This window comes from Enterobacter sp. Acro-832, assembly GCF_011752745.1.
GTDB classification, from domain to species: domain Bacteria; phylum Pseudomonadota; class Gammaproteobacteria; order Enterobacterales; family Enterobacteriaceae; genus Enterobacter; species Enterobacter quasiroggenkampii.
In genome coordinates, this window is the sequence record NZ_VWWX01000001.1 from 598746 (window position 1) to 622034 (window position 23289).

Sequence of the window (23289 nt, forward strand, 5' to 3'; positions counted from 1 at the left end):
AGCGCTCGCTTTATTATTCTGTCGGGCTACGGATGGCCCAAAACTCCATATCCAGCCCCGGGAACTCCCCTGCAAGGTGCAGGGCGAATGCGCCGGACTTATCCATCTCGTGCCACAGCTCGCTGCCCTTCTCGAGCTCGAAGTAGCTGTAGCCGGCATGCCACGGGATCTGCGGCGGTGCGACCGGCATGGCGCGCAGCATAATGCCCGGCAGCTGAAGCTGAACCAGATCGCGGATTTTCGACACCGGTGCGACCTTCATCTGCGCCGGGAAATGGGTTTGCAGGTGTTCGCCCGGCACATTGGCTTTGACCGCCAGCACGAAGCCGAACTCGCGCACCATGCTGGTTTCAGGCACCGTGGCGATATTGAGGCCGTGAGAGCGTTCGTTAAGCGGCAGCTGGATCGCATGGTCTTCCATCACCAGCGACAGCCCCTGACGCAGCATCAGCATCAGCTTGCTGAAGCAGTTTGCCAGATCGTCATGATCGTAAATCGGCAGCACGCTTTCAGCGGTTCGCTGCGATGTCCAGGTGGCAAGTTCGGTCGCGAACGGCAGCCAGCTGCGCCAGAGCGTTTCCGGGTGCAGCAGCGGAAGGGTTTTTAAATGAGACACCTCGCCAAGGTGACGGTTAACCAGCGACAGCAGCGTGAACTCAATCAGTTCGGAGGTATTAAAGCGGCCGGGCTGGCGCAAACGGCCGCCAATTTGCTGGCTGCGCTGCACCAGCAAGCCGTGCAGATCGTTGATCATGCTGTAGATCTGCGGGCTGTTATTGGCATTCAGCATCGGCGGGATGTAGCTGTTGTCGAGCCGCACGTGGTTGTCGTTACGCTTCTCGGTCACAAACGCCACGCCGATGGCGGTCCACTCTGCCGTGAGGTCTTTTTCGAGCATCAGGGTCAGACGCAGGCGGCCAAACTGAACGGTGGCATCCCCCACCGACATGGCGTTATCGTCTTCCACCTCTTGCTCAAACGCAATAAAGCGCGCCAGCGAGGCTGGCTCTTCGCTGAAAATCACCTCTTCTCTCTCACCACGACGAACCGGCAGTGCGAGCACCACTTTTTCGTTGGTGAGATTGTCAGGAATTTTCAACGGTACAGGACCGTTGCGCCCATTACGGACCTGGAAAAAGGTGCCGTCCGGCAGCAGCCCACTGCAGTAGCTCAGGGCTATGCATCCCTGACGAAGCATCGCTTCATCCAGTTCTACGTCGAGAAAGCCCCAGAGATACGATCGCTGCAGCGCGCCCCATTCACGAACATGGTTGAGCAGATAGCTTTCAGTCCGCTGAAAATGGTGTGGACGCAGGAACATGCCTTCGGTCCAGACGACCTTTTCTGCTTTCGTCATGATGATGTGTTTCCTGTTTTGAAGCGCGTTACTGGCTGATGACCCGAATGCCGTTCACGTCGAGAAAAACGTTGGCCTGAAGTTCATCTGCGGACCATTTCCAGAACTGGTAGATATGATTTTCGCCAGGTACGGGCAGAGGGAGTGAAACGCGCCATTTTTTGCCATCCAGCACCTGATACTCCGCCATCACGCCGATATAGCGAGCCTCCGGCGAGCTTTGCCCGCTGAGGGTTTTTGACAGCTGTCCCGGCATCAGGAAGAACACATCGCTGTTCAGCAGATTCGCGCCAAGCGTAGCTGACGCGTTGTTCTGCAGGGAGTAGAAGTCGCTGGACATGAAATCCGCATCGGATTTCAGCAACAGTACCCGGACCTTAAGCGGCGCAGATTCATTGATTTGTGGATGAGCCTGAAACTGCAGATTGTAGCGGGAGGGGTCGCTGTGTGAAGACGACGTACAACCACTGACCAGCGCGAAAATCATCGCGTAAAAGGGTAACCACAGCTTATGAAAATTTTTATTATTCATAAAAATGCGCTCATGAAAGCCGTTTAGTTCAGGATCCAGGTACCGTTAGCGCTGTCTTTGCAGGCTTTGCTGTTACCGTCGACATCAACACAGGTCGCTTTTTTACGCGCCTTTGGACGAATAGCCTGTTTACGCACGGTGGCTTCGTACTGGTCGGCCTTGATAACAGCGCGCATCGGAACGTAACCAATCAGCTGTTCGTTACCTTCATCGGCAAGCGCCATCCAGTAGTGTTCAACCTGCCCCAGCACCACGTACGTTTTTCCGGTCTCGAGAGTGCGGATAACTTTACCGCCAAAGTCAGGACGGCTCATCAGGGAGGCCGGATACATGGCACGATACGGCTCGTTAACCGGGTTGAACTCCGTCGGCGCCGTCACAGCGTGACGGTGGGTTAAGGTGACGCCGTTGACCTGGCTGGTCTCGATCGTATCGTCGTTGATCACAGGTTTCTGCGGTGCTTTACAGCCCGCCACCGCCATTACAAACAGAAGTGAAAACAGTACGCGCATTTTCATATGCTTTTCCGTAGCGATATTTCGATGATGGAGATAAGGGGATGAAGTTTGACTTAAGTGCTATTGTTAAAATAGCCAGGATATTTTCGGGGCGTTACTACTTTAAGGGCATAGCTACCGCACGAGCCTTTCAGAATAAGGCCCAGTGTCTTCCTGACATATTTTGACAAACGGTAAACAAGTTTACATGAGCTTCGTATCAATTCAATATTTACCGCCGCGTAACTGTTGGTAAATGAAGCAGTCGGAAAATTATAGGATTAATCCTATGATAAAAAACGTTATGGCCCACCCTTTCTTATTTCTTCACCACAAAACGACATAACTGTATGTTTTATCTATCAAAAAATACAAAGGAGAACCACTTTCATTAACGCAATCACGCTATTATCGCCACTACCATAATTAGTAGAATTCGCGTTTTTTTGATGTCAAAGGAATATATCTCTGATGAATTATTTGTTGCACTAACAGGGTATCTTTAATATTGAAGACGCTTCATCCCCTGGGTGAGAATATTTCACTTATGCAGCCAGACGTTAATTTCATGCCGCAAAAAAACTGTATATTCACTCGGTGATAATTTCGCTGTACGGTATGCCTTATATCTATTATTCATTAAGCGTGAGTAAACCTTCCTGCCATTCTCTCAATTGAAAAATGCCTCGAGCAGCCCACCAGCCGCGAATCGCGGCGATATCTCCAGCGCATCAGCTTCATTCGAAGTTTTACTGGCGCTACATACTTTCCTGCTCACCGCCATCTATCTCGCCTACCGGACGATAGATAAGATTTATTATTAAAATGATAAAAATTCGTTATAATTTCTTTAAATATTTAAACACCAGACCAGATAAATTACTGTAATAAAAAGAGTTTGCGTTAAGGCACTTTTCCGTTCCGTATGTGCGTTGCCATTCGGTCGTCATTGCTTTCACCTATTGCTCTCGTCAGTGATTTTTTGAGCTCAGGCGTTGTGTGACCGAACAAATCAGGAGTGGGTATGAACAAGAAAAGACGCTCGGTGCCAGGCATCAGACACTATGACGGCCCTGCTGGCGGCTGGGGCGCATTGAAAGCAACGGCCATTGCGGTACGCACCCAAATGGATACCCTTGACGCCCCCGCGACGCTGCTGCGCACCAACCAACCTGACGGCTTCGACTGCCCGGGCTGCGCGTGGCCTGATAAAGAACACAAATCGACGTTCCAGTTCTGCGAGAACGGCGCCAAAGCGGTGACCTGGGAAGCGACCAGCAAACGCGTCACCCCCGCGTTTCTGGCCGAAAACAGCGTCTCCTCGCTGCTGGCAAAATCGGACTTTGAGCTGGAAGGCTACGGTCGACTCACGCACCCCCTGCGCTATGATCGGGCGAGCGACACCTTCCGCCCCGTCGACTGGGACGCGGCGTTTCAACGCATCGGCGAAGTATTGCGCGGGCTCGAGCCGGACCAGGTCGAGTTCTATACCTCCGGACGCGCCTCTAACGAAGCGGCTTATCTGTTCCAGCTGTTTGCTCGCGAATACGGCACCAACAACTTCCCCGACTGCTCGAATATGTGTCACGAGGCCACCAGCGTCGGTTTGCCCCGTTCGATCGGGATTGGGAAAGGGACCGTGTCGCTGGATGACTTTGATAAGACTGAACTGGTGATCTCCATCGGCCATAACCCCGGCACTAACCATCCGCGCATGATGGGGACCCTCCACGAGCTGGCCCGCCGCAACGTGCCGATTATCGTCTTTAACCCGCTGCGCGAGCGCGCCCTGGAACGTTTTGCGGATCCGCAGAGCGTGATTGAAATGGCGACCTACAGCTCCACGGATATCGCCTCGACCTATTTCCAGGTGAAGGCCGGAGGCGATGCCGCCGCGCTGAAAGGGATTGCCAAACACCTGCTGGAAATGGAGGCTGAACGCGGGGACGTGCTCGATCGCGCGTTTATTGCCGAACACACCCAGGGCTTTGAGGACTTTGCCGACGATATCGCACAAACCCGCTGGGACGACATTGAGCGCGAGTCGGGTCTGAGCCAGGGGGCACTCAAACAGGTGGCTGAGGCCTATGCGAAATCGAATGCCACCATCATTACCTACGGGATGGGCATTACCCAGCACAATAAAGGGACGGCCAACGTCCGCCTGATCGCTGACGTGCTGCTGATGCGGGGGAATATCGGCAAGCCCGGCGCGGGAATATGCCCGCTGCGCGGTCACTCAAACGTGCAGGGGAACCGTACCGTCGGGATTAGCGAGAAACCCACGCCAGCCTTCCTGAACAGTCTGAAGGATGTATTCGGCTTTGAGCCACCGTCTCACCACGGCCATGACGCGGTGCAGGCCACGCAGGCGATGATCGACGGCCGCGCAAAAGCGCTCATTTGCCTCGGCGGTAATTTTGCGGTAGCGATGCCCGATCATGAACGCGGCTTTCCGGCCATGGGCTCCCTCGATTTGAGCGTTCACGTCGGGACCAAGTTGAACCGTACCCATTTGCTGGTGGGCAAAGAGACCTTTATTTTCCCGTGTCTTGGCCGTACCGAGCTGGATATTCAGGCCACCGGCCGCCAGTCCATTACCGTCGAAGACTCGATGTCGATGGTGCACGCCTCATCCGGCAAGCTAAAACCCGCCTCGCCGTTGCTTCGGTCAGAACCCGCTATCGTCGCGGGCATGGCAAAAGCCACCCTGCCGGATACCCGCGTGGACTGGCTGACGCTGGTTGAGGATTACGACCGGATCCGCGATCTGATCGAGCAGACCATTCCGGGCTTTGAGAACTACAACGCGCGGATCCGCGTTCCCGGCGGCTTCCGTATGCCGCTGCCGCCAACGCAACGTCTCTGGCCAACGGCGACGGGAAAAGCGATGTTCTCGGTCTTCGACGGCGTACATGAGAACGCCAGCGGTGAAGGAGAGCACGTTCTGCGCCTGATCACGCTGCGCAGCCACGACCAGTACAACACCACCATTTACGCGCTGGACGACCGCTACCGCGGCGTGTTTGGCCGTCGCGACGTGCTGTTTATGAACGAAGACGATATGGCGCAGTCAGGGCTGGAACACGGCGACCGCGTGGATATCGAAACCGCCCTGCCCGGCAACGGACAGCGTCTGGAAGACATTACCGTGGTGGCGTACAACATCGCGCCGGGGACCGTCGGGGCCTATTATCCGGAGGCCAACGTGCTGGTACCGCTTGATTATCTGGATAAGGACAGCGGTACGCCGTCGTATAAATCCGTTCCGGTTCGCATCACCCTGCGCTCAAAAGAGATCCGCATGCTGTAAGGCTGTTCGCGCAAAGAAAAAGATGGATATTAAACAGTTAAAATATTTAATCGCGCTCGACGAGACCCGCCATTTTGGCAAGGCGGCCTCGCAGTGCAACATCACCCAGCCGACCCTCTCCATGCGCATCCGCAGCCTGGAGGAGGAGCTGGGGCTGGTGCTGATTGTGCGCGGGCAGCGCTTTGAGGGGTTTACGCCGGAGGGTGAACGCATCCTCGCATGGGCCCGCGCGCTGCTGGCCGCGCACGACGGGCTACAGGCGGAAGCCGCGCTGTGCAAAGGCCAGGTGGTGGGGGAACTCCGTCTGGGGATGGTGCCGCTGGCGAGTGTGGATCCGATGATCTTTATTCGCCTGCTGACGCAAAAATACCCGGAGCTGACCTATAGCCTCTATTCCATGTCCTCCGCGCAGATTGCCGACGGCGTCAGCCGCAATCAGCTTGAGCTGGGGATTTGCTATCTCAACAGCATCGACACCAGCCAGTTCGATATTATCCAGCTTCCCAAAACGAAGATGGGCCTGCTGCACGACGTCCGCCATTTCCAGCTCGGCCAGGAGAAATTGACCTGGCGTGACCTGACGGATTTTCCGCTGGGGTTCCTGACCAAAGGGATGCATTACCGGGCGCATATGGAGGCCAGCTTTCAGTCTGCTGGCATTGAACCGAGGTCCGTTTTCGAGAGCGACTCCACGTTCCAGATCATTCAGGCGGTGCAAAGCGGCGTATGCTGCGCCGTGATGCCGCTGAACAACGGACTGGAAGATCTGAACAGCCATTTCAGGATTGTCCCCATCGCCGATGCGAACATTGAGGCCCCTGTCGGCCTGATTATGCGCAGGCAAAAACCGGTCTCCTCGCTGGCGCTACGCTGCTTTACCGACGCGCAGGAGATTTATCACGCCAGCAATGAGGCGTAGGCCTGACGCGTCACGACGCTAAACCCCTCAATCAGTACCGCGTCGCAAACGGCCCGGTGTTCCGGCAAACTCACCAGCGCGTGGAGCGCATCGCGAAGGGCGTTCAGGGTGTCAGGCGAAGTGTGGGGCGAGGTAATGAGTGGCAGCCCAGGCGTCAGCGGGGTACGGTCAATGACCGCCAGCCCCGTCAGACCTTCCGGTTCGTGACGCTGCAGCAGTGCCCAGGTGACACAGTCGATGGCCGCGATATCCCCTGCTCCGCGTTTGACATCCTTCAGCGACTGGCGATGGCTGCCACTGAAGGACGTTTGCGCGAAAAACGGACCGTCCGCCGCCAGAGGCGCTATTTTTTTTCGCAGCGCATTGTAGCCGGACTGCGAGTCCGCAGAGTTACAGACCGCTCGTCGGCCGCGAAAATCCGCCAGCGTGAGATGCCGCTCCTCCTCGCGCACCACCAGAAAGCTGCGGTACTGGATCCCTTCGCAGCCCGGGGCCGCGTAGTGAAAACAGCCGACAACCTGCACGTCCGGAAGCTGCGTGACCAGCGGGTAACCGCAGGTCTGGCTGAGGATAAGCCCGGGCTGTTGCCAGTGCGTGAGCAGATCGGACTCCGGCCCGTCGGGGAGATCATCGACGGGCACACCGCGTGCGGCCAGCAGCCCCTTTACCGCCAGCCAGAGCGCGCGCGTGTCGGCGCGATCCACCGCATACATGGGAAACGCCAGCAGGTTACTCATACCCTTCCCCCTGTTGCTTTCCGGGGTGAACGGTGACGTCGACGGGACTGATCCAGAACCGGCGCAGCCATTCACCGTAGCCCCTGACCAGAAAACCGCGGTTTCGCTCCCGGTACGCCTCCCGGTTTTGCTGGTAGATCGCCTTCAGTCCGTACCACGGCACGCCCGGTAGATCATGATGTACTGAATGATAGTTGAGATTCAAAAACAAGATCCGCCAGAACAGCCCGGCCTCGTTAATGACGGAGCGCGCCAGCGGATCGTCCGCCGCACGATGTTCGAAAAACGATCGTACCTTGGTCAGCGCCAGCGCCGGATAACTGACCGCCAGCACAAACCAGACGGGTGAAAAACCGACGTGCGTCATCCAGGCGAAGAGTGCCGCCAGCAGCGTGATGTGAACCAGCCACATCGTCATCGCCCGCAGGTGAAGATGACGAAACGCCGCCACGGCGCTGCCCAGCGTCTGGACGATATCCAGCAGCGGCGCCAGCAGAAGCCGCCCGGCAAAGGTATTACGGGCCCGAATCAGGCGCTTCTGCCAGGGGGGAAAGCGCGCCCAGCTTGCCTCGGTAAAATAGTACGACTCCGGGTCATCCACCGGATGGGTCAGGCTATCGTACCGATGGTGGGCCAGATGGGAATCCCGGTACAGGCCGTACGGGTACCAGACCGCCAGCGGGAGCGTGCCGAACAGCTGGTTAAGCCAGGCAAAACGGGTGGGATGCCCGTGGATCAGCTCATGCTGCAGGGACATATACCAGGCGGTAAACCCGATGAGCAGCAGCGTGGCGGGCAGCAGGCCGAGCGTTTGCCAGAACGCCAGCGTGGCAAACCAGCCCGCATAAATCGTGAACATTAACAGCCAGGTGGGCAGTTCGCTTCGCCACAAGAAACCCGACGCGAGGCGGTGGATTTGATTGCGTTGTTGTGGATGTAAATAGAGGGAGCTTCGTTTACCCATTCCTTCAGACGCCGTTTCGCCAGAGACAGAGCCCTGAAGATCGGGGATAACGCCTGAAATAACAAAGAACTTAAATCGCTTTGCTTTGCCAGAAACACAGAGCGCACGCGTCGCTTGACTTATTCTGTATTAAAGGTACTTTTCAGGACATGAAGAAGATCCTGATTATCGTTCCCGACGGCGGCATGCTGTTTGAAGCCGCCGGTATCGCCGACATTCTGATGCAGGCCAACCGGCTGCATCCGGAAGGGCTTGCGCAGCCCCGCTACCGGATTATCATCGCCACCACGCAGCCTCACCAGGTGATCCACGGCCAGTCCGGTCTGAACCTGCTGGCGGACTATCGGCTTCCGGAGCTGGATCCGCGCGAACCGCTGGACACCATTATCATCACCGGACGCGGTATGAACGAGCAGGAGAGCACCGCCGTAGTCGACTGGCTGCACCTCGCTGCGCCGCACGCCCGGCGGATCGCCTCTATCTGCGGCGGCGCGATGCTGCTGGCCCAGACCGGCTTGCTGGACGGTCGTCGCGCCACCACCCACTGGCGGCTGCTGGAGACCATGCAAACCCTATATCCGGCTATCACCGTCGAAGGCGGCCCACTCTACATTCAGGACGGCCCCATCTGGACCTCTGGCGGCGTGAGTTCCGGGTTCGACCTGACCCTGGCGCTGGTGGAGGACGACTACGGATTTACCCTCGCCCGCGACGTGGCGCAGGATATGGTGATGTATCTGCGACGTCCCGGCGGACAGCTGCAGTTCAGCCGCTACAGCCTGCAGCAGCCCGGCACAGCAGGGCCGATAGGCGAGGTGCAAAGCTGGATCCTGCAGAATCTCACCGCCGATCTGTGCGTGGAGAACCTGGCCGAGAAAGCGGCGATGAGCCCGCGTAACTTCACCCGCGTGTTTACCCGCGAGGCCGGGGTCTCGCCTGCCCGCTACGTGACCGAGGCGCGTCTGGCCGCCGCCCGCCAGCTGCTTGAACAGACCCGCGATCCCCTTGAGCGCGTTGCTGAGCAAAGCGGCTTTGGTACCAGCATTAACTTGCGCCGCATCTTTGAGAAACAGCTTCACCTCACGCCCGGCGAATACCGCCAGCGCTTTCATTGCCGCAAGATGGCGTAATCTGATCCTTTTTTGTCGTTTACGCCAAGCGGCCCGACGCCTACAGTGACTCCAGACAACAGAGATAAGGAGTGCACCATGGTTAAGGTCGGTATTAACGGTTTCGGCCGTATCGGACGTAATGTCCTGCGCGCGGCGCTGGGCAACCCGGCGCTTCAGATTGTGGCCATCAACGATCTGACAGACAGTAAAACCCTCGCCCATCTGCTGAAACATGATTCCCTTCTGGGCAAGCTGCCCGCACCCGTTGAAGCGGCTGACGGCGCGCTGCAGGTAGACGGACAGCGGATCGCCGTATTTAGCGAACGCGATCCGGCGAATATCCCGTGGCGTGATGCCGGGGTAGACGTGGTGATTGAGGCCACCGGCTTCTTCACTGAACGGGAGAAAGCGGCGGTACATATCACCCACGGCGGCGCTAAGCGCGTCATCATTTCCGCTCCCGCGAAAAACGACGACCTGACGATTGTGATGGGCGTCAACCATGACCAGTACGATCCCGACCGGCACACGGTGGTAAGCAACGGGAGTTGCACCACGAACGGTCTGGCGCCGGCCGCTCAGGTGCTGCACCAGCAGTTCGGGATTGAGCATGGCCTGATGAACACGACGCACGCCTACACCAACAGCCAGGCGCTGCACGATCAGCCGGAAAAAGATCTGCGCGGCGCACGCGCGGCGGCGCTGTCGATTGTGCCCTACTCCAGCGGCGCGGCGAAAGCGCTGGGGAAAGTGATCCCCTCCCTGGACGGCAAGCTGACCGGGTACTCCCTGCGCGTGCCGGTGCCGGTGGTGTCGATTGTCGATTTAACCGTGACGCTGAGCCGCAACGTGACCGCCGAAGAGGTGAATGACGCGTTCCGCAACGCGGCCGCCAGCGGCCCCCTGAAAGATATCCTGGGCTATAGCGATGAACCGCTGGTTTCCAGCGATTACCAGGGCGACCCGCGATCGTCAATTATCGACGGGCTTTCCACGCTGGTGATTGGCGGGAACATGGTGAAGATCCTGGCGTGGTATGACAACGAATGGGGCTTCTCTAACCGCCTGGTGGATCTGGCGGTGCTGATGGATAAGAAAGGGCTGTAAGCCTGAGGCCGGGTGGCGCGAACGCTCACCCGGCTAAAAAATCACTCCGCTTTCACTTTCACACCCATGAACACAATCACCATCGCCGTCACCAGCAGGAAACCGCTGCCCGCGAACACGCCGCTGGCGCCGTTAAGATCAAACACTGCCCCACCTCCGGCCGCACCGGCGCTTATCGCCAGCTGGATTGAGGCCACCAGCAGCCCCCCTGCACTTTCGGCTTCATCTGGAACAGTGGTCGCAAGCCAGGTGGACCAGCCCACCGGAACCAGGCCAAATGCGAAGCCCCACAGCGCAACCAGCAGCCCGTCCAGCATGGCCAGATGACCAAAGGCGACCATCATGAGCGCGAGAACGCCCATCGCAAACGGCACCAGCGCCAGCGTCAGGCGCAGATTACGTGCCAGCAGATGCCCGGCCACGGAGGTGCCCACAAAGTTGGCGATACCAAAACCCAGCAGGATCAGTGAAATGGTCTCCACGCTCGCCTGGCCTACCGTCTCCAGGAACGGACGCAGGTAGGTAAAGAAAGCGAAATGGCCGCTGAAGATCAGGATGGTTGCCAGCATGCCGCCGATCATCCCCGGACGGCGCAGCACGCGGAACAGCGTACTCAGGCTACCGCTGCTCTCCGGCTTCATGGACGGCAGCACCCAGAGCTGCCACAGCAGCGCCAGCATGCTCGGCAGAATGCAGAGCACAAAGACGTTGCGCCAGCCGATCAGGCTGCCCAGATAGCTGCCCAGCGGCGCCGCGACTACCGTGGCAATCGATACGCTGGAGAAGATCACCGCCAGCGCTTTCGGCACTTTATCTGCCGGAACCAGACGCATCGTCGTGGCCGTCGACATCGCCCAGAATCCCCCGATCGCTATCCCCAGAAGCAGGCGCCCCATTAGCAGGACGTGCAGGTTAGGCGCAAAGGCCACCAGCAGGCTGGAGATAATTTGCAGCACCGAGAAAAACATCAGTACCCAACGACGGTCGATACTCTTGGTTGCCGGGGTGATCAGCAATCCGGTGACCAGCGCCACCAGCGCGGTGGCGGTGACAGCTTGTCCAGCCATCCCCTCGGTAACGCCCAGGCTCGCGGCCATGGGGGTTAACAAGCTGGCGGGCAGAAATTCGGCCGTAATCAAACCAAATACCCCCAGCCCCAGTGAATAGACGGCCCGCCAGGCGGGTTTTGCAGGCGCTACCGCCTCGCTCGCCGCGACACATGAACTCATCTGTTGATCTCCCGTTATAAAAATGTGACTAGTGTCGCAAAAGAATAGAAGGTTCACCCTGGACGATCTATGACATATAATCTCCACTTATTGATTATTCGTCCGGAGTTGCGCCATGACCGTACAGTCACCCGATTTGATCAGCGAACTTTTACGCGGCATGCGCCTGTCAGGCGTGAAATACCGGCGGATTGAAGCCAGTGCGCCATTTGGCGTCGCGTTTCATCAGGCTCCCGGCAGGGCGCAGTTTCATTTTGTGAGCCACGGTAGCGCCCTGTTGCGCATGGAGAGCGGTGCAACGTTCGAACTGAGCGGTGGCGACGCCCTCTTTATTCCCGGCGGAAATTCTCATGCCCTGCTCTCTGACGAACAGGCCACCCTTACCCCTGTCAACGCCTTTCCGAGCGAGCCTATCTGTAGCTCGGTCTGTGCTATCACCTGCGAGCCCTGCCCGGAGAGCGAGAACACCCTTATCTTTAGCGGATGCATGGATTTTGAGCTGGGCGGCATGCAGCCGCTGATCAAGGCGATGCCGGAAGTGATGATGGTCAGCCGGCTGATGTCCACCTGGCCGGAAATTCATCCGCTGCTGGCGGCGATGGAGCGGGAATCCGCGGCGCGTCAGGCCGGGTATGCCGGGATCCTTGCGCGGCTGGCCGATGTGGTGGCGGCGTTAATTGTGCGGGGCTGGGTTGAAGGCGGCTGCGGCAAAGCCACCGGCTGGGTGCAGGTGCTGCGCGACCCGCGCCTGAGCCGGGCCATTTACGCTATGCACCAGCAGCCAGGCCTGAACTGGAGCGTCGCCGATCTGGCAAAAGAAGCCGGGACTTCCCGATCCGTTTTCGCGGAACGGTTTCTCGCGGCGACGGGAACGACCCCGGCAAAATATCTCAGCGAGCTGAGAATGCGGCTGGCCATTCAGTATATTCGTCATGAGAACCAGCCGATCGAAACCGTCGCGCTGCGGCTGGGTTACGGATCGCTGGCGGCTTTTAGCCGGGCATTTAAGCGCATCATTGGCCATGCGCCGGGCACGCTGCGGGAAGCCAGCCAGACTCCGGAAGAAGCCTGACTGGCGTACGGCATCAGAAATAGTATTTAAAGCGTACGCGTCCGCCGTAGCGATCGTCGTTCTTATTGTCACCCTCTTTTGGAGAGGCGTTGACCCAGGACGCATACGCGCCCAGGTAGATGTTGAAGTTTTTCATCTTCATGACGTTCGGAATGAGGTACGACGTGTGGATGGTATGAATGTCGTACTCGCCCGGGTCGCTGATCCAGCAGTCGTTTTCACACTCGGCGTCAAAGGTTGAGGTATTAAACTCGTCGATTTCGTTATGAGCATAGATATAGCCCAGCTCAAAATTACGCCAAAGGGCATTGATGCCTGAGGTAAAGTCGGTTTCGCCCGTCGCGTCCAGGTAAGCCGTGTTGAAGTTCATGACCACCCCGTTTTCCGGATCGGTTTTAAGTCCGTCCCAGGTCATAGTAAACCCGTAGCCGGTCCGGTCTGACTGATCGACCCAGCGCCCGGCATCGTCACGATAGCCGTAAGCGTTGTTTACCAGGTTGGTCTCCATAGCGAACGCGGTTGAAAACGGTCCGCTCTGCCATGAGACAACCGGGCGCACGTAGGCGACGTTTTTATCGTTCTCAAGCTCCGCGCCGTGATAACGCTGGTCGACGTACAGATCGCTGCCGTCCTTAAACAGGGTATTCAGTTCGAAATACCAGTTGTCCAGCGTTTTGCTCACCAGGAAGTTACCGCCGCTGTCGGTTCGGCCACGCCCCTCTTTCAGCATATAGATATAGCCGTAGCCGTCGCTGTAAAGGTCGTCTGCCGTATTGCCCGAGTATTCCACAAAGGTATCCTGATTGAGCGGAAACATATCATACGCTTCGAAGCGACCAACCTTAATTTCCCAGTCTTTTTCAGAACCGAAGAAAAATACGGCGTCATCCAGATACATTTGCCCAGCAAGATCGCCGAGCGGCTGAACGGAGAATCCGGCATAATTTCCGTTATTCATTTTACGATAACCATCAAAACCCAGCAGAATACGGCCATTAATATCCCAGCGTTCTTTATCCCCGGGTGCCCAGTCGTTATTAGCGCTTTGCTTAACAGACGTCAGGCTACCCGTTTTACTGGCAGCATCCATATTAAGCTCAACGTCACCATAAAATTTAATATCGCCAAAACCTGACAGCGTCAGTTTCGGCGGCGCCTCGTTGTTGACCGGCTCCTCTGACTGCACGGTGACCGTCGCTGCCTGCTGTACCGTCGCCTGTTGCTGCTTAAGCACTTCGATTTGCGCTTCCAGCTGCGCCAGCTTTTCCTCCACGCTTGCTGAGGACTGGGCGGCTAAAAGCGCCCCGGAATAGAGTGCACCTGTCAATATGACCATTTTCTTTAATTTCATAGATTCCGTCCTGATTAAAAAGGAAATACCCAAAGATTGAGTTTCGCCATTTCGTACAAATACACGCAGGAACGCTATTATGTTTTTTGATAACTGAATTATGAATTTTAACTTGTGTGAACCGGGCAGAATAATTCCTTTATTATTAACGAGAGAAACACAACCCGCCTCACATTATTATTTCATCGACTTGCCCGACGTTAATTATATAAAATACAAATATAATTATTTAAGATAATAATTAGACCGGTTTCATTCCCACAACAAATTATCAAACGTCCTGCAGCCTGCCTGAGAACGCGGTAATTTGTCTGGTTCTGCGCAAAATGGGATATTCAACACGCGAAGCGGGCAATATTCGTCTAAGGTTTTCAGGTGATTGACAACAGCGGTCACGCTGCCCGGTAAAGACAGGAGACGAAAAGATGATAAAACCTCGTACATTGCGCCCCGCTTGTTTACATCTTGCGCTGGGAGGCGCGCTGCTCGGTGTCGCAACATTTGGCTATGCCAACGAACAGCCTGCGGCTCAGACAACCCCGCCCGATATTTTACTGGGGCCCCTCTTCAATGATGTGCAAAGCGCTAAACTGTTTCCCGATCAAAAAACCTTTGCGGATGCAGTCCCCAAAAGTGACCCGCTGATGATTCTGGCGGATTACAGGATGCAGCACGCGCAGTCCAGCTTTGACCTGCGCCATTTTGTCGAGATGAATTTCACCCTGCCCGAAGAGGGAGAAAAGTATGTTCCACCGGCGGGGCAATCGTTACGTGAGCACATTGACGATCTCTGGCCCGTACTGACGCGCACCACCGATAAAGCCAGCAACAAATGGGATTCCCTTCTGCCGTTACCGAAGCCTTACGTTGTGCCCGGCGGTCGTTTCCGCGAGGTCTACTACTGGGACAGCTATTTCACCATGCTGGGCCTGGCTGAGAGCGATCATTGGGACAAAATCAGCGACATGGTGGATAACTTTGCGTATGAGATCGACACCTTCGGCCACATTCCCAACGGCAACCGCAGCTATTACCTGAGCCGCTCCCAACCGCCGTTTTTCTCACAGATGGTTGAACTGCTGGCGACCCATGACAGCGACGCGCTGAAGAAATATCGTCCGCAGATGGAGAAAGAGTATGCCTACTGGATGGACGGCGTCGATGCCCTTCAGCCGGGCCAGGCCAACAAACGCGTGGTGAAACTGGATGACGGCGCGATCCTCAACCGCTACTGGGACGATCGCGACACCCCGCGCCCGGAGTCCTGGCTTGACGATGTGAATACCGCGAAAAGTAACCCTAACCGACCGGCAACCGAGATCTACCGTGATTTGCGTTCCGCCGCGGCCTCGGGATGGGACTTTAGTTCCCGCTGGATGGACGATCCGCAAAAACTCGGCACCATCCGGACCACCAGCATTGTGCCCGTGGACCTGAATGCCCTGATGTTCAAGATGGAAAAACTGCTGGCCCGGGCAAGCCAGGAAAGCGGCGATGCCGCCAGCGCAAACAAGTATGAGGCGCTGGCCACCGCGCGCCAGAAAGCCATCGAGAGCCACCTGTGGAATGATAAAGAGGGCTGGTACGCCGATTACGATCTGAAGAGTAAGAAGGTACGCAATCAGCTCACGGCTGCGGCCCTGTTCCCGCTTTACGTGAAGGCGGCGGCGCAGGATCGTGCCGATAAAGTCGCTGCGGCAACCTCCTCACGTCTGCTGCAGCCGGGCGGAATAGCGACCACCACCGTCAACAGCGGTCAGCAGTGGGATGCGCCAAACGGCTGGGCTCCGCTGCAATGGGTGGCGGCGGAAGGGTTGCAGAATTACGGGCAAGAGAAGGTCTCGATGGATGTGACCTGGCGCTTCCTGAAAAACGTTCAGCATACTTATGACCGGGAAAAGAAACTGGTCGAGAAATACGACGTGTCGACGACCGGTACGGGCGGCGGCGGCGGCGAGTATCCGCTGCAGGACGGCTTCGGCTGGAGTAACGGGGTGACGCTGAAGATGCTGGATCGGGTCTGCCCGAAAGAGAAACCGTGCGACAGCGTGCCGGAGAATCGGCCTGCCGCGAATGATGAGGTGGCGCCAGTGAAGGCGACGGCGCAGTAAGTGAGTATTGCCGGGTGTCGGCTACGCCTTACCCGGCCTACTTTTTAAACTCACAGGGCTTAGCTTAGAAACTGTAACTCGCCCCTAGCTGATACGTTCTGTCGCGCCCAATCCAGCAGTTGGTCGCGTCGTAGCAGGTCAGCGTCTCTTTGTTGGTGATGTTCTGCGCACTGGCCTTAAGCGTCAGCCCTGCCAGCGAAGGCAGGATTTCGCCCATCCGATAGGATGCCGCCAGATCGTACTGGGTGGTACCGCCCAGCTTACCCGCATCGTTAGCCGGTGAGATTTCCATCGGGCCGGTATAGCGCGCCCCCGCCCCCAGCATCAACCCTTTCAGCGGCGTGTTCTCAAAGGTGTAATCCCCCCAGAGATTGAAGGCATTCTCCGGCACCTGCGTTGGACGTTTCCCTTTGTACTTATCATCTTCCGTATTGATCGCGTGGGTGTAGGCATAGTTCGCAATCAGCGTCAGGTTGTCCGTCGGGCGGCTGATGGCAGACAGCTCAGCCCCTTTGGATTCCACCTCCCCGGTCTGACGATAGTTCAGGAAGCCCGGATCGGAGGTGACGACATTTTTCTGACGGATGTTGAACACCGAGGCGGTAAAGGTAGTGGCGTAGTCGGCCAGCAGATATTTCACGCCGCCCTCCACTTGCTTGCTGGTGGTCGGTTTGACGTCTTTCGCCGCGAGCGTTCCCTTCGGCGACACCGGTGCAAAGCCTTCGGAATAGCTGATAAACGGTGACAGACCATTATCAAAAGCGTAAAGCGCGCCCAGGCGTTTGGTGACGCGATCCTGAGAGACCCAGTCCTTATCACCGTTTTGCAGATAATTGGTGGTCACGGAGCGATAATCGTCGTAGCGCAGGCTGCCCAGCAGATTTAAGCCCCCCCACTCCACCTGATCCTGCAGGTAGTAGCCGTTCTGCTGATAGCTCAGACGGTTTTTCTGGGCGGTATACAGGCCCAGCGCGCTTTCGCCGATCTGCGAATAGTCAGGATGACGCATATCCATGCCCGGCGTGGCCGACGCGTAACGGTAGTGGAAATGGGAATTCAGCTTCTGATAGTCAAACCCGGCCAGCAGATGGTGTTGCCAGTCGCCCAGCGCCACGGTTTTAGTCACCTGGTTATCGATGTTGAAGCTCTGCAGATCTTCATCGGTGGTGTAGGCAAAGCGGTTAAGCTGATAGACCTCGCTTCCCGTGCCCGTCGCATAGACGCTGCGCTGATGCGTATCGACGTCGAAATAGCGCGCCTTCTGGTTAAAGCCCCAGCCGCTGTCGAATGCATGTTCAAAGCTGTAGCCCAGCATCCACTGGCGCTGCTTAAATCCGTTCCACTCATCACCGGCAAAGTCGCGCTTGCCCGCGTATTTCGAGCGCAGGTAGGCGAGCGGCAGCGGGTTCGACGGCGTCAGGCTCGGGGAGTTCTGCGCCAGCGCATCCAGAGTCAGGCGGGTTTTGCTGTCGGGTTGCCAGGTGACGGACGGGGCAACCAGGTAGTTTTCATACCGGGTGGTGTGCGGCTGATCGTCATTTTCCGTCGCTTTACCCAGCAGGCGATAGTTCCAGTCGCTATCGGCGATCTGCCCGGTTGAGTCGAGATAGCCCTCTTTCAGGTTGCGGTTACCGGTGTTAAATCCGAATTCGGTTCGCGCTTCTCGCTGCGGCTTTTTACTCTGGATATTCACCAGCCCGCCCGGCGAGCCGCCGCCGTAAAGCACCGATGAGGGGCCCTTCAGGATATCAACGCTGTCAATCAACAGCGGATCGATGCGGGCTTTGGTATTGCCGGTGACGTTATAGGGCAGCTGCAGCCCGTTGTAGAACTCCTGGTCGACGGTAAAGCCACGAATTTTATATTCGCTCATGTAGGAGGTATTTCCCCGCACCTCGGTTGAGACCCCTGGCGCATAGCGCAGGATTTCATTCACGGAATTCGCATGGCGCTTGTCAATTTCCGGCGCAGAGAGGGTCGTGATGACCTGCGGCGTTTTACTTTCAGCAACGGCCGATTTCGTGGCGCTGTTCGTCCAGGCCGGCAGCGCGCTGCCCTGCTCTGCGCCGGTGACGACGATAGTGGATTCTTCGGCGAATGCCGGAACATGCAGTGCGAGCGAGACGGCGCCTGCCAGGGCGCATAGCGTAAAACGTGAAGGAGTCATAATGTCGTCTTGTTGTTAGATGCAATACGGAACGACAATTATTATCATTTAGATTAACAAATCAATACACAGGCAAAAAAACGGCCCTCCGCAGAGAGCCGTTTACGTCATGTTATGCTCGTCGCAGTAACCTGAATATGCCCAGCACCACAATGGCGCCCACGACAGCGACCAGAAAACTGTGCAGGTCAAAACCACTTATGTTGCCTCCGAAGCCAAACATCGTCGCCAGCCAGCCGCCCACAACCGCACCAACGACCCCGAGTACACAGGTCAAAATAAAGCCGCCGCCATCGTTTCCCGGCATGATCAATTTCGCGATAGCGCCAGCAATAAGACCAAAGATAATCCAGGCGATGATACCCATAGCGATGCCCTCTTGCAGGTTTAACGCATGCGCAGAAAACCTTCTGCACAGCTAACATAAGTATAGGTCATCGCCGGAAAATCATTTTCTTCTCACCGACTTATCTTTGTCTAAACAGGCAAAAAAAACTCACCGGTTTGTATTAAGTTTCATCGCAGATTGCCGATAACGCTAAGACAGTCTGTCATCTATCAAGGAGCCATCCGGCGTGAGTCATTACAGTGAGCAGTTCCTCAAGCAAAATCCGCTGGCTGTATTAGGGGTATTACGCGACCTGCAAAAAGGTGAAGTGCCGCTGCGCATCAGCTGGTCGAATAATCAGTTCATCAGCAAGATCCTTGACGCCTCGCAGGAGCGGCTGGTGATTGATTTGGGCAGCCAGGAGTATGAAAACCGCGCGGCGCTGAAGGCGGAGAATATCGCCGTGATGGCCGAAACGCAGGGCGCCAAAGTGGAGTTTGTCCTGTCGCGACTGGAACTGAGCGAATATCAGGGGCTTCCGGCCTTTGTGACCCCCCTTCCTGGCAATCTCTGGTTTGTCCAGCGTCGCGAATATTTCCGCATCAACGCCCCGCTTCATCCCGCTTACTTCTGCAAGGCCAAAATGCCGGACAAAAAAGAGATCCGCTTCCGCCTCTTCGATCTGTCGCTGGGCGGTATGGGTGCGCTGATGGATACGCCGAAACCCGACGGACTGGTAGAAGGCATGCGGTTCACGCAAATTGAGCTGGATATGGGGGGCTGGGGGCGCTTTTATTTCGATGCACAGCTGATTGCCATCAGCGACCGCACCGTCGTGGACAGCAAAAATGAAACCATCACCACGCCGCGTCTGAGCTTCCGTTTCCTGAATGTCGGGCCCGGCGCAGAGCGCGAGCTGCAGCGCATTATCTACTCCCTGGAGCGCGAGGCGCGGGAACGCGCAAATAAAGTTCTGTAAGGAACATCGGGCAGCGTGACCGCCGCCCGTCTGCGGCATTACATGGCATCCATCGCTTTCTGTACTTTCCAGATATAACGAGGCGCCTGTGGTGCCGGGTGATTTTTCGCCACATGCTCAAAGAATTCGTCTTTGTCCATGCCGTTAATCTCTTCTATCGCCTCTTTGCGGTCAGAGGAGAAGGTTCTCAGCAACGCGCCGGCACCGTTAACGTAAGAGACCACCAGCGCGTACTGCATCACCTCCGGATCCTTAATGCCCTTCAGCACGCCGTGCTCCATGATGCTTAGATAGGCCGTGCCCATTGAAATGTTGCGTTCCGGATTCTTCAGCTCGCTGGTCGACGGCTGACCGCTCCAGCCCATATAGCGGTAAACTTCTTTCCCCGCCGTTGACGCTTTAAGCTGCATCAGCCCCACCGCGTTGGATTTGCTGACAAGCGTGGGATTACCGCCGGACTCCACCGCAATGATCGCCGTGATGAGACGCGGACTGACGCCCCAGGCTTTCCCGGCTTGTTCACTGATCGGCATCCACTGCATCGCGCGCTTCACCGGCACTTCCGGGTTCCAGGGCGGGTTTTGATAATCATGTTTTGAACTACAGCCAGCGAGCAACACAATCAAAAAAGCAAACCATCTCAATTTCACGTCATCTATCCTTATAGCCGGTCATCGCGGTGCGCCGCTCTTGAAGCAGGCGGCGTATAAGCGGCATGATATAGACAATTAGTTTCTCATTCAGCAAGGAATTGCCATGTCTCAGTTTCATCTCATCGCGCCGTCGGGCTACTGCATTAACCAGGACGCGGCGCAGCGGGGCGTTCAGCGTTTGCTGGAGTCGGGCCACCAGGTAGAAAATCAGACGATTATCCCCCGCCGCCAGCAGCGTTTTGCCGGTACCGAAGCGCAGCGGCTGAATGATATCAACAGCCTGGTGAACCTGAAGGGTGAAAACAGCATAGTGCTGGCGGTGCGCGGCGGATATGGCGCGAGCAGGCTGCTGGAGAGCATTGACTGGCAGGGCCTGGCGCAGCGCCAGCAGCAGGATCCGCTGCTGATATGCGGCCACAGTGATTTCACCGTCATCCAGCTTGGGCTGCTGGCGCTGCATAACGTCATCACCTTCAGCGGCCCAATGCTGGCCGGTAACTTCGGCGCGCCGGAGCTGGAAGCGTTCACCGTGGAACATTTCTGGCGCGCGCTGCGTAATCCTACCTACAGCGTGGAGTGGCGGGGCTTTGGACCGCACTGGGAATGTGAAGGCCAGCTCTGGGGCGGCAACCTGGCGATGCTGGTTTCGCTTATCGGCACGCCGTGGATGCCACACATCGAAGACGGCATTCTGGTGCTGGAAGATATCAACGAACATCCGTTCCGCGTCGAGCGCATGCTGTTGCAGCTCTATCATGCCGGTATTCTTGAGCGCCAGTCCGCGATCGTGCTGGGCAGCTTCAGCGGCTCTGCCCCGAATGACTATGACGCGGGTTACTCCCTGGAAACCATGATTGAGTTCATTCGCTCGCGGCTGGATGTTCCGGTGATCGCCGGTCTGGATTTCGGCCATGAGCAGCGCACCGTGACCCTGGCGCTGGGGGCGCACGCCTCCCTGATCCATAATGATTCCGGCTCCCGGCTGACCATCAGCGGCCATCCTGTCATAAAGGCATAAAAAAGCCGTTATACCCCCTTAATAAAACGCTGTTGCCGTCGTTAATATGTTAGGGTTTTAGTAACAGCGTTAACATTGAGGTGGGAGTAAGAGAACATTGGATGCCGCAGCGATAATCAGCCTTTTCATTCTGGGTTCGGTCCTTGTAACCAGCAGTATTTTATTAAGTTCATTTTCATCGCGTCTCGGCATACCTATTCTTGTTATTTTCCTCGCCATCGGCATGCTGGCCGGCATTGATGGCATTGGCGGTATCCCATTCGATAACTATCCTTTCGCCTACATGGTGAGTAACCTGGCGCTGGCGGTGATCCTGCTGGACGGCGGCATGCGCACCCAGGCGAGCTCCTTCCGCGTGGCCTTAGGGCCCGCGCTGTCGCTCGCGACGGTTGGCGTGTTGATAACCTCCGGCCTCACCGGAATGATGGCCGCGTGGCTCTTCCATCTCAATATCATGGAAGGTTTGCTGATCGGCGCGATTGTCGGCTCAACCGATGCGGCAGCGGTGTTTTCTCTGCTTGGTGGAAAAGGGCTCAATGAACGTGTTGGCTCCACGCTTGAGATTGAATCCGGCAGTAACGACCCGATGGCGGTGTTTCTCACCATTACGCTTATCGAGATGATTCAGCAGCACGAAAGCGGGCTGAGCTGGACGTTTGCGTGGCATATCCTGCAGCAGTTTGGCCTGGGGATTGTCATCGGCCTGGCGGGAGGCTATCTGCTTCAGCAGACAATCAACCGCATATCGCTGCCGTTGGGGCTTTACCCGTTGCTGGCGCTGAGCGGCGGCATCCTCATTTTTGCCGTTACCACGGCGCTGGACGGCAGCGGCATTCTCGCCGTCTACCTCTGCGGGTTCCTGATGGGCAACCGCCCTATTCGCAACCGGCATGCCATTTTGCAGAACTTCGACGGTCTGGCCTGGCTGGCGCAGATCGGCATGTTCCTGGTGCTGGGGCTTCTGGTCACCCCCTCAGACCTGCTGCCCATCGCGGTTCCGGCGCTGCTGCTGTCCGCGTGGATGATCTTCTTCGCCCGTCCGCTGTCGGTATTTGCTGGCCTGCTGCCGTTTCGCGGCTTCAACCTGCGCGAGCGGATATTCATCAGTTGGGTGGGCCTGCGCGGCGCGGTGCCGATTATCCTTGCGGTCTTCCCGATGATGGCGGGTCTGGATAACGCCCGGCTGTTCTTTAACGTGGCGTTCTTCGTGGTGCTGATTTCGCTGCTGTTCCAGGGAACGTCCCTCGGGTGGGCGGCGAAAAAAGCCAAAGTGGTGGTGCCTCCCGTGGGCTGGCCAGTTTCCCGTGTGGGGCTCGACATCCATCCGGAGAACCCGTGGGAACAGTTCGTTTATCAGCTGAGCGCCGACAAATGGTGCGTGGGGGCTTCGCTGCGCGATTTGCACATGCCGGCCGAAACGCGCATTGCCGCCCTGTTCCGCGACAATGTTCTGCTGCACCCTACCGGCAGCACCCGCCTGCGCGAAGGGGACATTCTCTGCGTGATTGGCCGCGAGCGCGACCTGCCCGCACTGGGCAAGCTGTTCAGCCAGTCGCCTCCGGTGGCGCTGGACCAGCGTTTCTTCGGCGATTTCATTCTGGAAGCCAGCGCCAGGTTTGCCGATGTGGCGCTGATTTACGGCCTGGATGAAGGTGCTGAAGACGGAGATAGCCAGCAAACGCTGGGTGAAATCATCCAGCAGCGGCTTGGCGCTGCCCCGGTCGTGGGCGATCAGGTCGAGTTTGCCGGGATGATCTGGACGGTAGCAGAGAAAGAAGATAACGCTGTGAGGAAAGTCGGTTTGAGGCCGATGGAAGAGGAAGCGGAGTAGCGGTTTTTTTGC

Annotated in this window: 19 protein-coding genes; 9 read left to right on the plus strand and 10 right to left on the minus strand. The window is 57.0% G+C overall.

Annotated features, from left to right (window positions below; genetic code table 11):
* Positions 1 to 13 precede the first annotated feature (13 nt).
* Genes tssK through F3J31_RS02775 form a run of 3 tightly spaced genes read right to left on the minus strand, consistent with a single transcriptional unit; the run spans position 14 to position 2407 of the window.
* On the minus strand, positions 14 to 1357 hold the full coding sequence (tssK, locus tag F3J31_RS02765; protein WP_029740099.1) for a type VI secretion system baseplate subunit TssK: 1344 nt from the start codon (positions 1355 to 1357) through the stop codon (positions 14 to 16).
* Between the two features lie 28 nt (positions 1358 to 1385).
* On the minus strand, positions 1386 to 1889 hold the full coding sequence (gene tssJ, locus F3J31_RS02770) for a type VI secretion system lipoprotein TssJ (RefSeq protein ID WP_023618341.1): 504 nt from the start codon (positions 1887 to 1889) through the stop codon (positions 1386 to 1388).
* A gap of 23 nt (positions 1890 to 1912) precedes the next feature.
* Positions 1913 to 2407: a hypothetical protein gene (locus F3J31_RS02775; RefSeq protein ID WP_023344390.1), complete on the minus strand. Its 495-nt coding sequence runs from the start codon at positions 2405 to 2407 to the stop codon at positions 1913 to 1915.
* A 1003-nt stretch (positions 2408 to 3410) separates the two neighbouring features.
* Here F3J31_RS02775 and F3J31_RS02780 point away from each other — a divergent pair.
* Both F3J31_RS02780 and F3J31_RS02785 read left to right on the plus strand, forming a co-directional pair.
* Positions 3411 to 5699, plus strand: coding sequence for an FdhF/YdeP family oxidoreductase (locus F3J31_RS02780; RefSeq protein WP_167211225.1), 2289 nt, complete (start codon positions 3411 to 3413; stop codon positions 5697 to 5699).
* A gap of 22 nt (positions 5700 to 5721) precedes the next feature.
* Positions 5722 to 6618 carry a LysR family transcriptional regulator gene (locus tag F3J31_RS02785; RefSeq protein ID WP_063621963.1) on the plus strand — a complete coding sequence of 299 codons (897 nt, stop codon included), beginning with the start codon at positions 5722 to 5724 and terminating at the stop codon, positions 6616 to 6618.
* On the opposite strand, the gene F3J31_RS02790 is transcribed toward F3J31_RS02785, so the two are convergent.
* The gene (locus F3J31_RS02790; protein ID WP_167211228.1) at positions 6597 to 7355 is read right to left on the minus strand and encodes a PhnD/SsuA/transferrin family substrate-binding protein; all 759 of its coding nucleotides are present in this window, start codon (positions 7353 to 7355) and stop codon (positions 6597 to 6599) included. The two genes, F3J31_RS02785 and F3J31_RS02790, sit on opposite strands and share 22 nt — an antisense overlap.
* Positions 7348 to 8319: a fatty acid desaturase gene (locus tag F3J31_RS02795; RefSeq protein WP_048029463.1), complete on the minus strand. Its 972-nt coding sequence runs from the start codon at positions 8317 to 8319 to the stop codon at positions 7348 to 7350. The genes F3J31_RS02790 and F3J31_RS02795 overlap by 8 nt, the downstream gene beginning before the upstream one ends.
* Before the next feature lie 149 nt (positions 8320 to 8468).
* Between F3J31_RS02795 and F3J31_RS02800 the strand changes: the two genes are divergently transcribed.
* Both F3J31_RS02800 and gap read left to right on the plus strand, forming a co-directional pair.
* Positions 8469 to 9449, plus strand: a complete 981-nt coding sequence (locus F3J31_RS02800; RefSeq protein ID WP_167211231.1) for a helix-turn-helix domain-containing protein — start codon at positions 8469 to 8471, stop codon at positions 9447 to 9449.
* A gap of 78 nt (positions 9450 to 9527) precedes the next feature.
* Positions 9528 to 10538 carry a type I glyceraldehyde-3-phosphate dehydrogenase gene (gap, locus tag F3J31_RS02805; protein WP_045908256.1) on the plus strand — a complete coding sequence of 337 codons (1011 nt, stop codon included), beginning with the start codon at positions 9528 to 9530 and terminating at the stop codon, positions 10536 to 10538.
* Positions 10539 to 10579: 41 nt separating this feature from the next.
* Here gap and F3J31_RS02810 read toward each other — a convergent pair whose 3' ends face one another.
* Entirely contained in the window at positions 10580 to 11767 is a 1188-nt protein-coding gene (locus F3J31_RS02810) for an MFS transporter (protein ID WP_032675011.1), read from the minus strand.
* A 115-nt stretch (positions 11768 to 11882) separates the two neighbouring features.
* Between F3J31_RS02810 and F3J31_RS02815 the strand changes: the two genes are divergently transcribed.
* Positions 11883 to 12839, plus strand: a complete 957-nt coding sequence (locus F3J31_RS02815; RefSeq protein WP_048029460.1) for an AraC family transcriptional regulator — start codon at positions 11883 to 11885, stop codon at positions 12837 to 12839.
* A 13-nt stretch (positions 12840 to 12852) separates the two neighbouring features.
* On the opposite strand, the gene F3J31_RS02820 is transcribed toward F3J31_RS02815, so the two are convergent.
* Complete coding sequence (locus tag F3J31_RS02820) at positions 12853 to 14190, minus strand: carbohydrate porin (RefSeq protein WP_048029459.1); 1338 nt, start codon at positions 14188 to 14190, stop codon at positions 12853 to 12855.
* A gap of 425 nt (positions 14191 to 14615) precedes the next feature.
* Here F3J31_RS02820 and F3J31_RS02825 point away from each other — a divergent pair, with 425 nt between their 5' ends.
* A complete protein-coding gene (locus tag F3J31_RS02825) occupies positions 14616 to 16301 on the plus strand; it encodes an alpha,alpha-trehalase (protein WP_167211234.1) in 1686 nt (561 codons plus the stop codon).
* 64 nt (positions 16302 to 16365) lie between these two features.
* On the opposite strand, the gene F3J31_RS02830 is transcribed toward F3J31_RS02825, so the two are convergent.
* Positions 16366 to 18468 (minus strand): TonB-dependent siderophore receptor, encoded by a 2103-nt coding sequence (locus F3J31_RS02830; RefSeq protein ID WP_167211237.1) that lies wholly within the window; start codon positions 18466 to 18468, stop codon positions 16366 to 16368.
* 112 nt (positions 18469 to 18580) lie between these two features.
* Positions 18581 to 18835, minus strand: a complete 255-nt coding sequence (locus F3J31_RS02835; protein WP_008502662.1) for a GlsB/YeaQ/YmgE family stress response membrane protein — start codon at positions 18833 to 18835, stop codon at positions 18581 to 18583.
* 208 nt (positions 18836 to 19043) lie between these two features.
* Here F3J31_RS02835 and F3J31_RS02840 point away from each other — a divergent pair, with 208 nt between their 5' ends.
* Complete coding sequence (locus F3J31_RS02840) at positions 19044 to 19775, plus strand: flagellar brake protein (RefSeq protein ID WP_048029456.1); 732 nt, start codon at positions 19044 to 19046, stop codon at positions 19773 to 19775.
* A 38-nt stretch (positions 19776 to 19813) separates the two neighbouring features.
* Here F3J31_RS02840 and emtA read toward each other — a convergent pair whose 3' ends face one another.
* Positions 19814 to 20425, minus strand: coding sequence for a membrane-bound lytic murein transglycosylase EmtA (gene emtA, locus F3J31_RS02845; RefSeq protein ID WP_024909815.1), 612 nt, complete (start codon positions 20423 to 20425; stop codon positions 19814 to 19816).
* 106 nt (positions 20426 to 20531) lie between these two features.
* Here emtA and ldcA point away from each other — a divergent pair, with 106 nt between their 5' ends.
* Positions 20532 to 21446, plus strand: a complete 915-nt coding sequence (gene ldcA / locus F3J31_RS02850; protein ID WP_126533693.1) for a muramoyltetrapeptide carboxypeptidase — start codon at positions 20532 to 20534, stop codon at positions 21444 to 21446.
* A gap of 97 nt (positions 21447 to 21543) precedes the next feature.
* Positions 21544 to 23277, plus strand: coding sequence for a potassium/proton antiporter (locus F3J31_RS02855; RefSeq protein WP_045908249.1), 1734 nt, complete (start codon positions 21544 to 21546; stop codon positions 23275 to 23277).
* Positions 23278 to 23289: the final 12 nt, after the last annotated feature.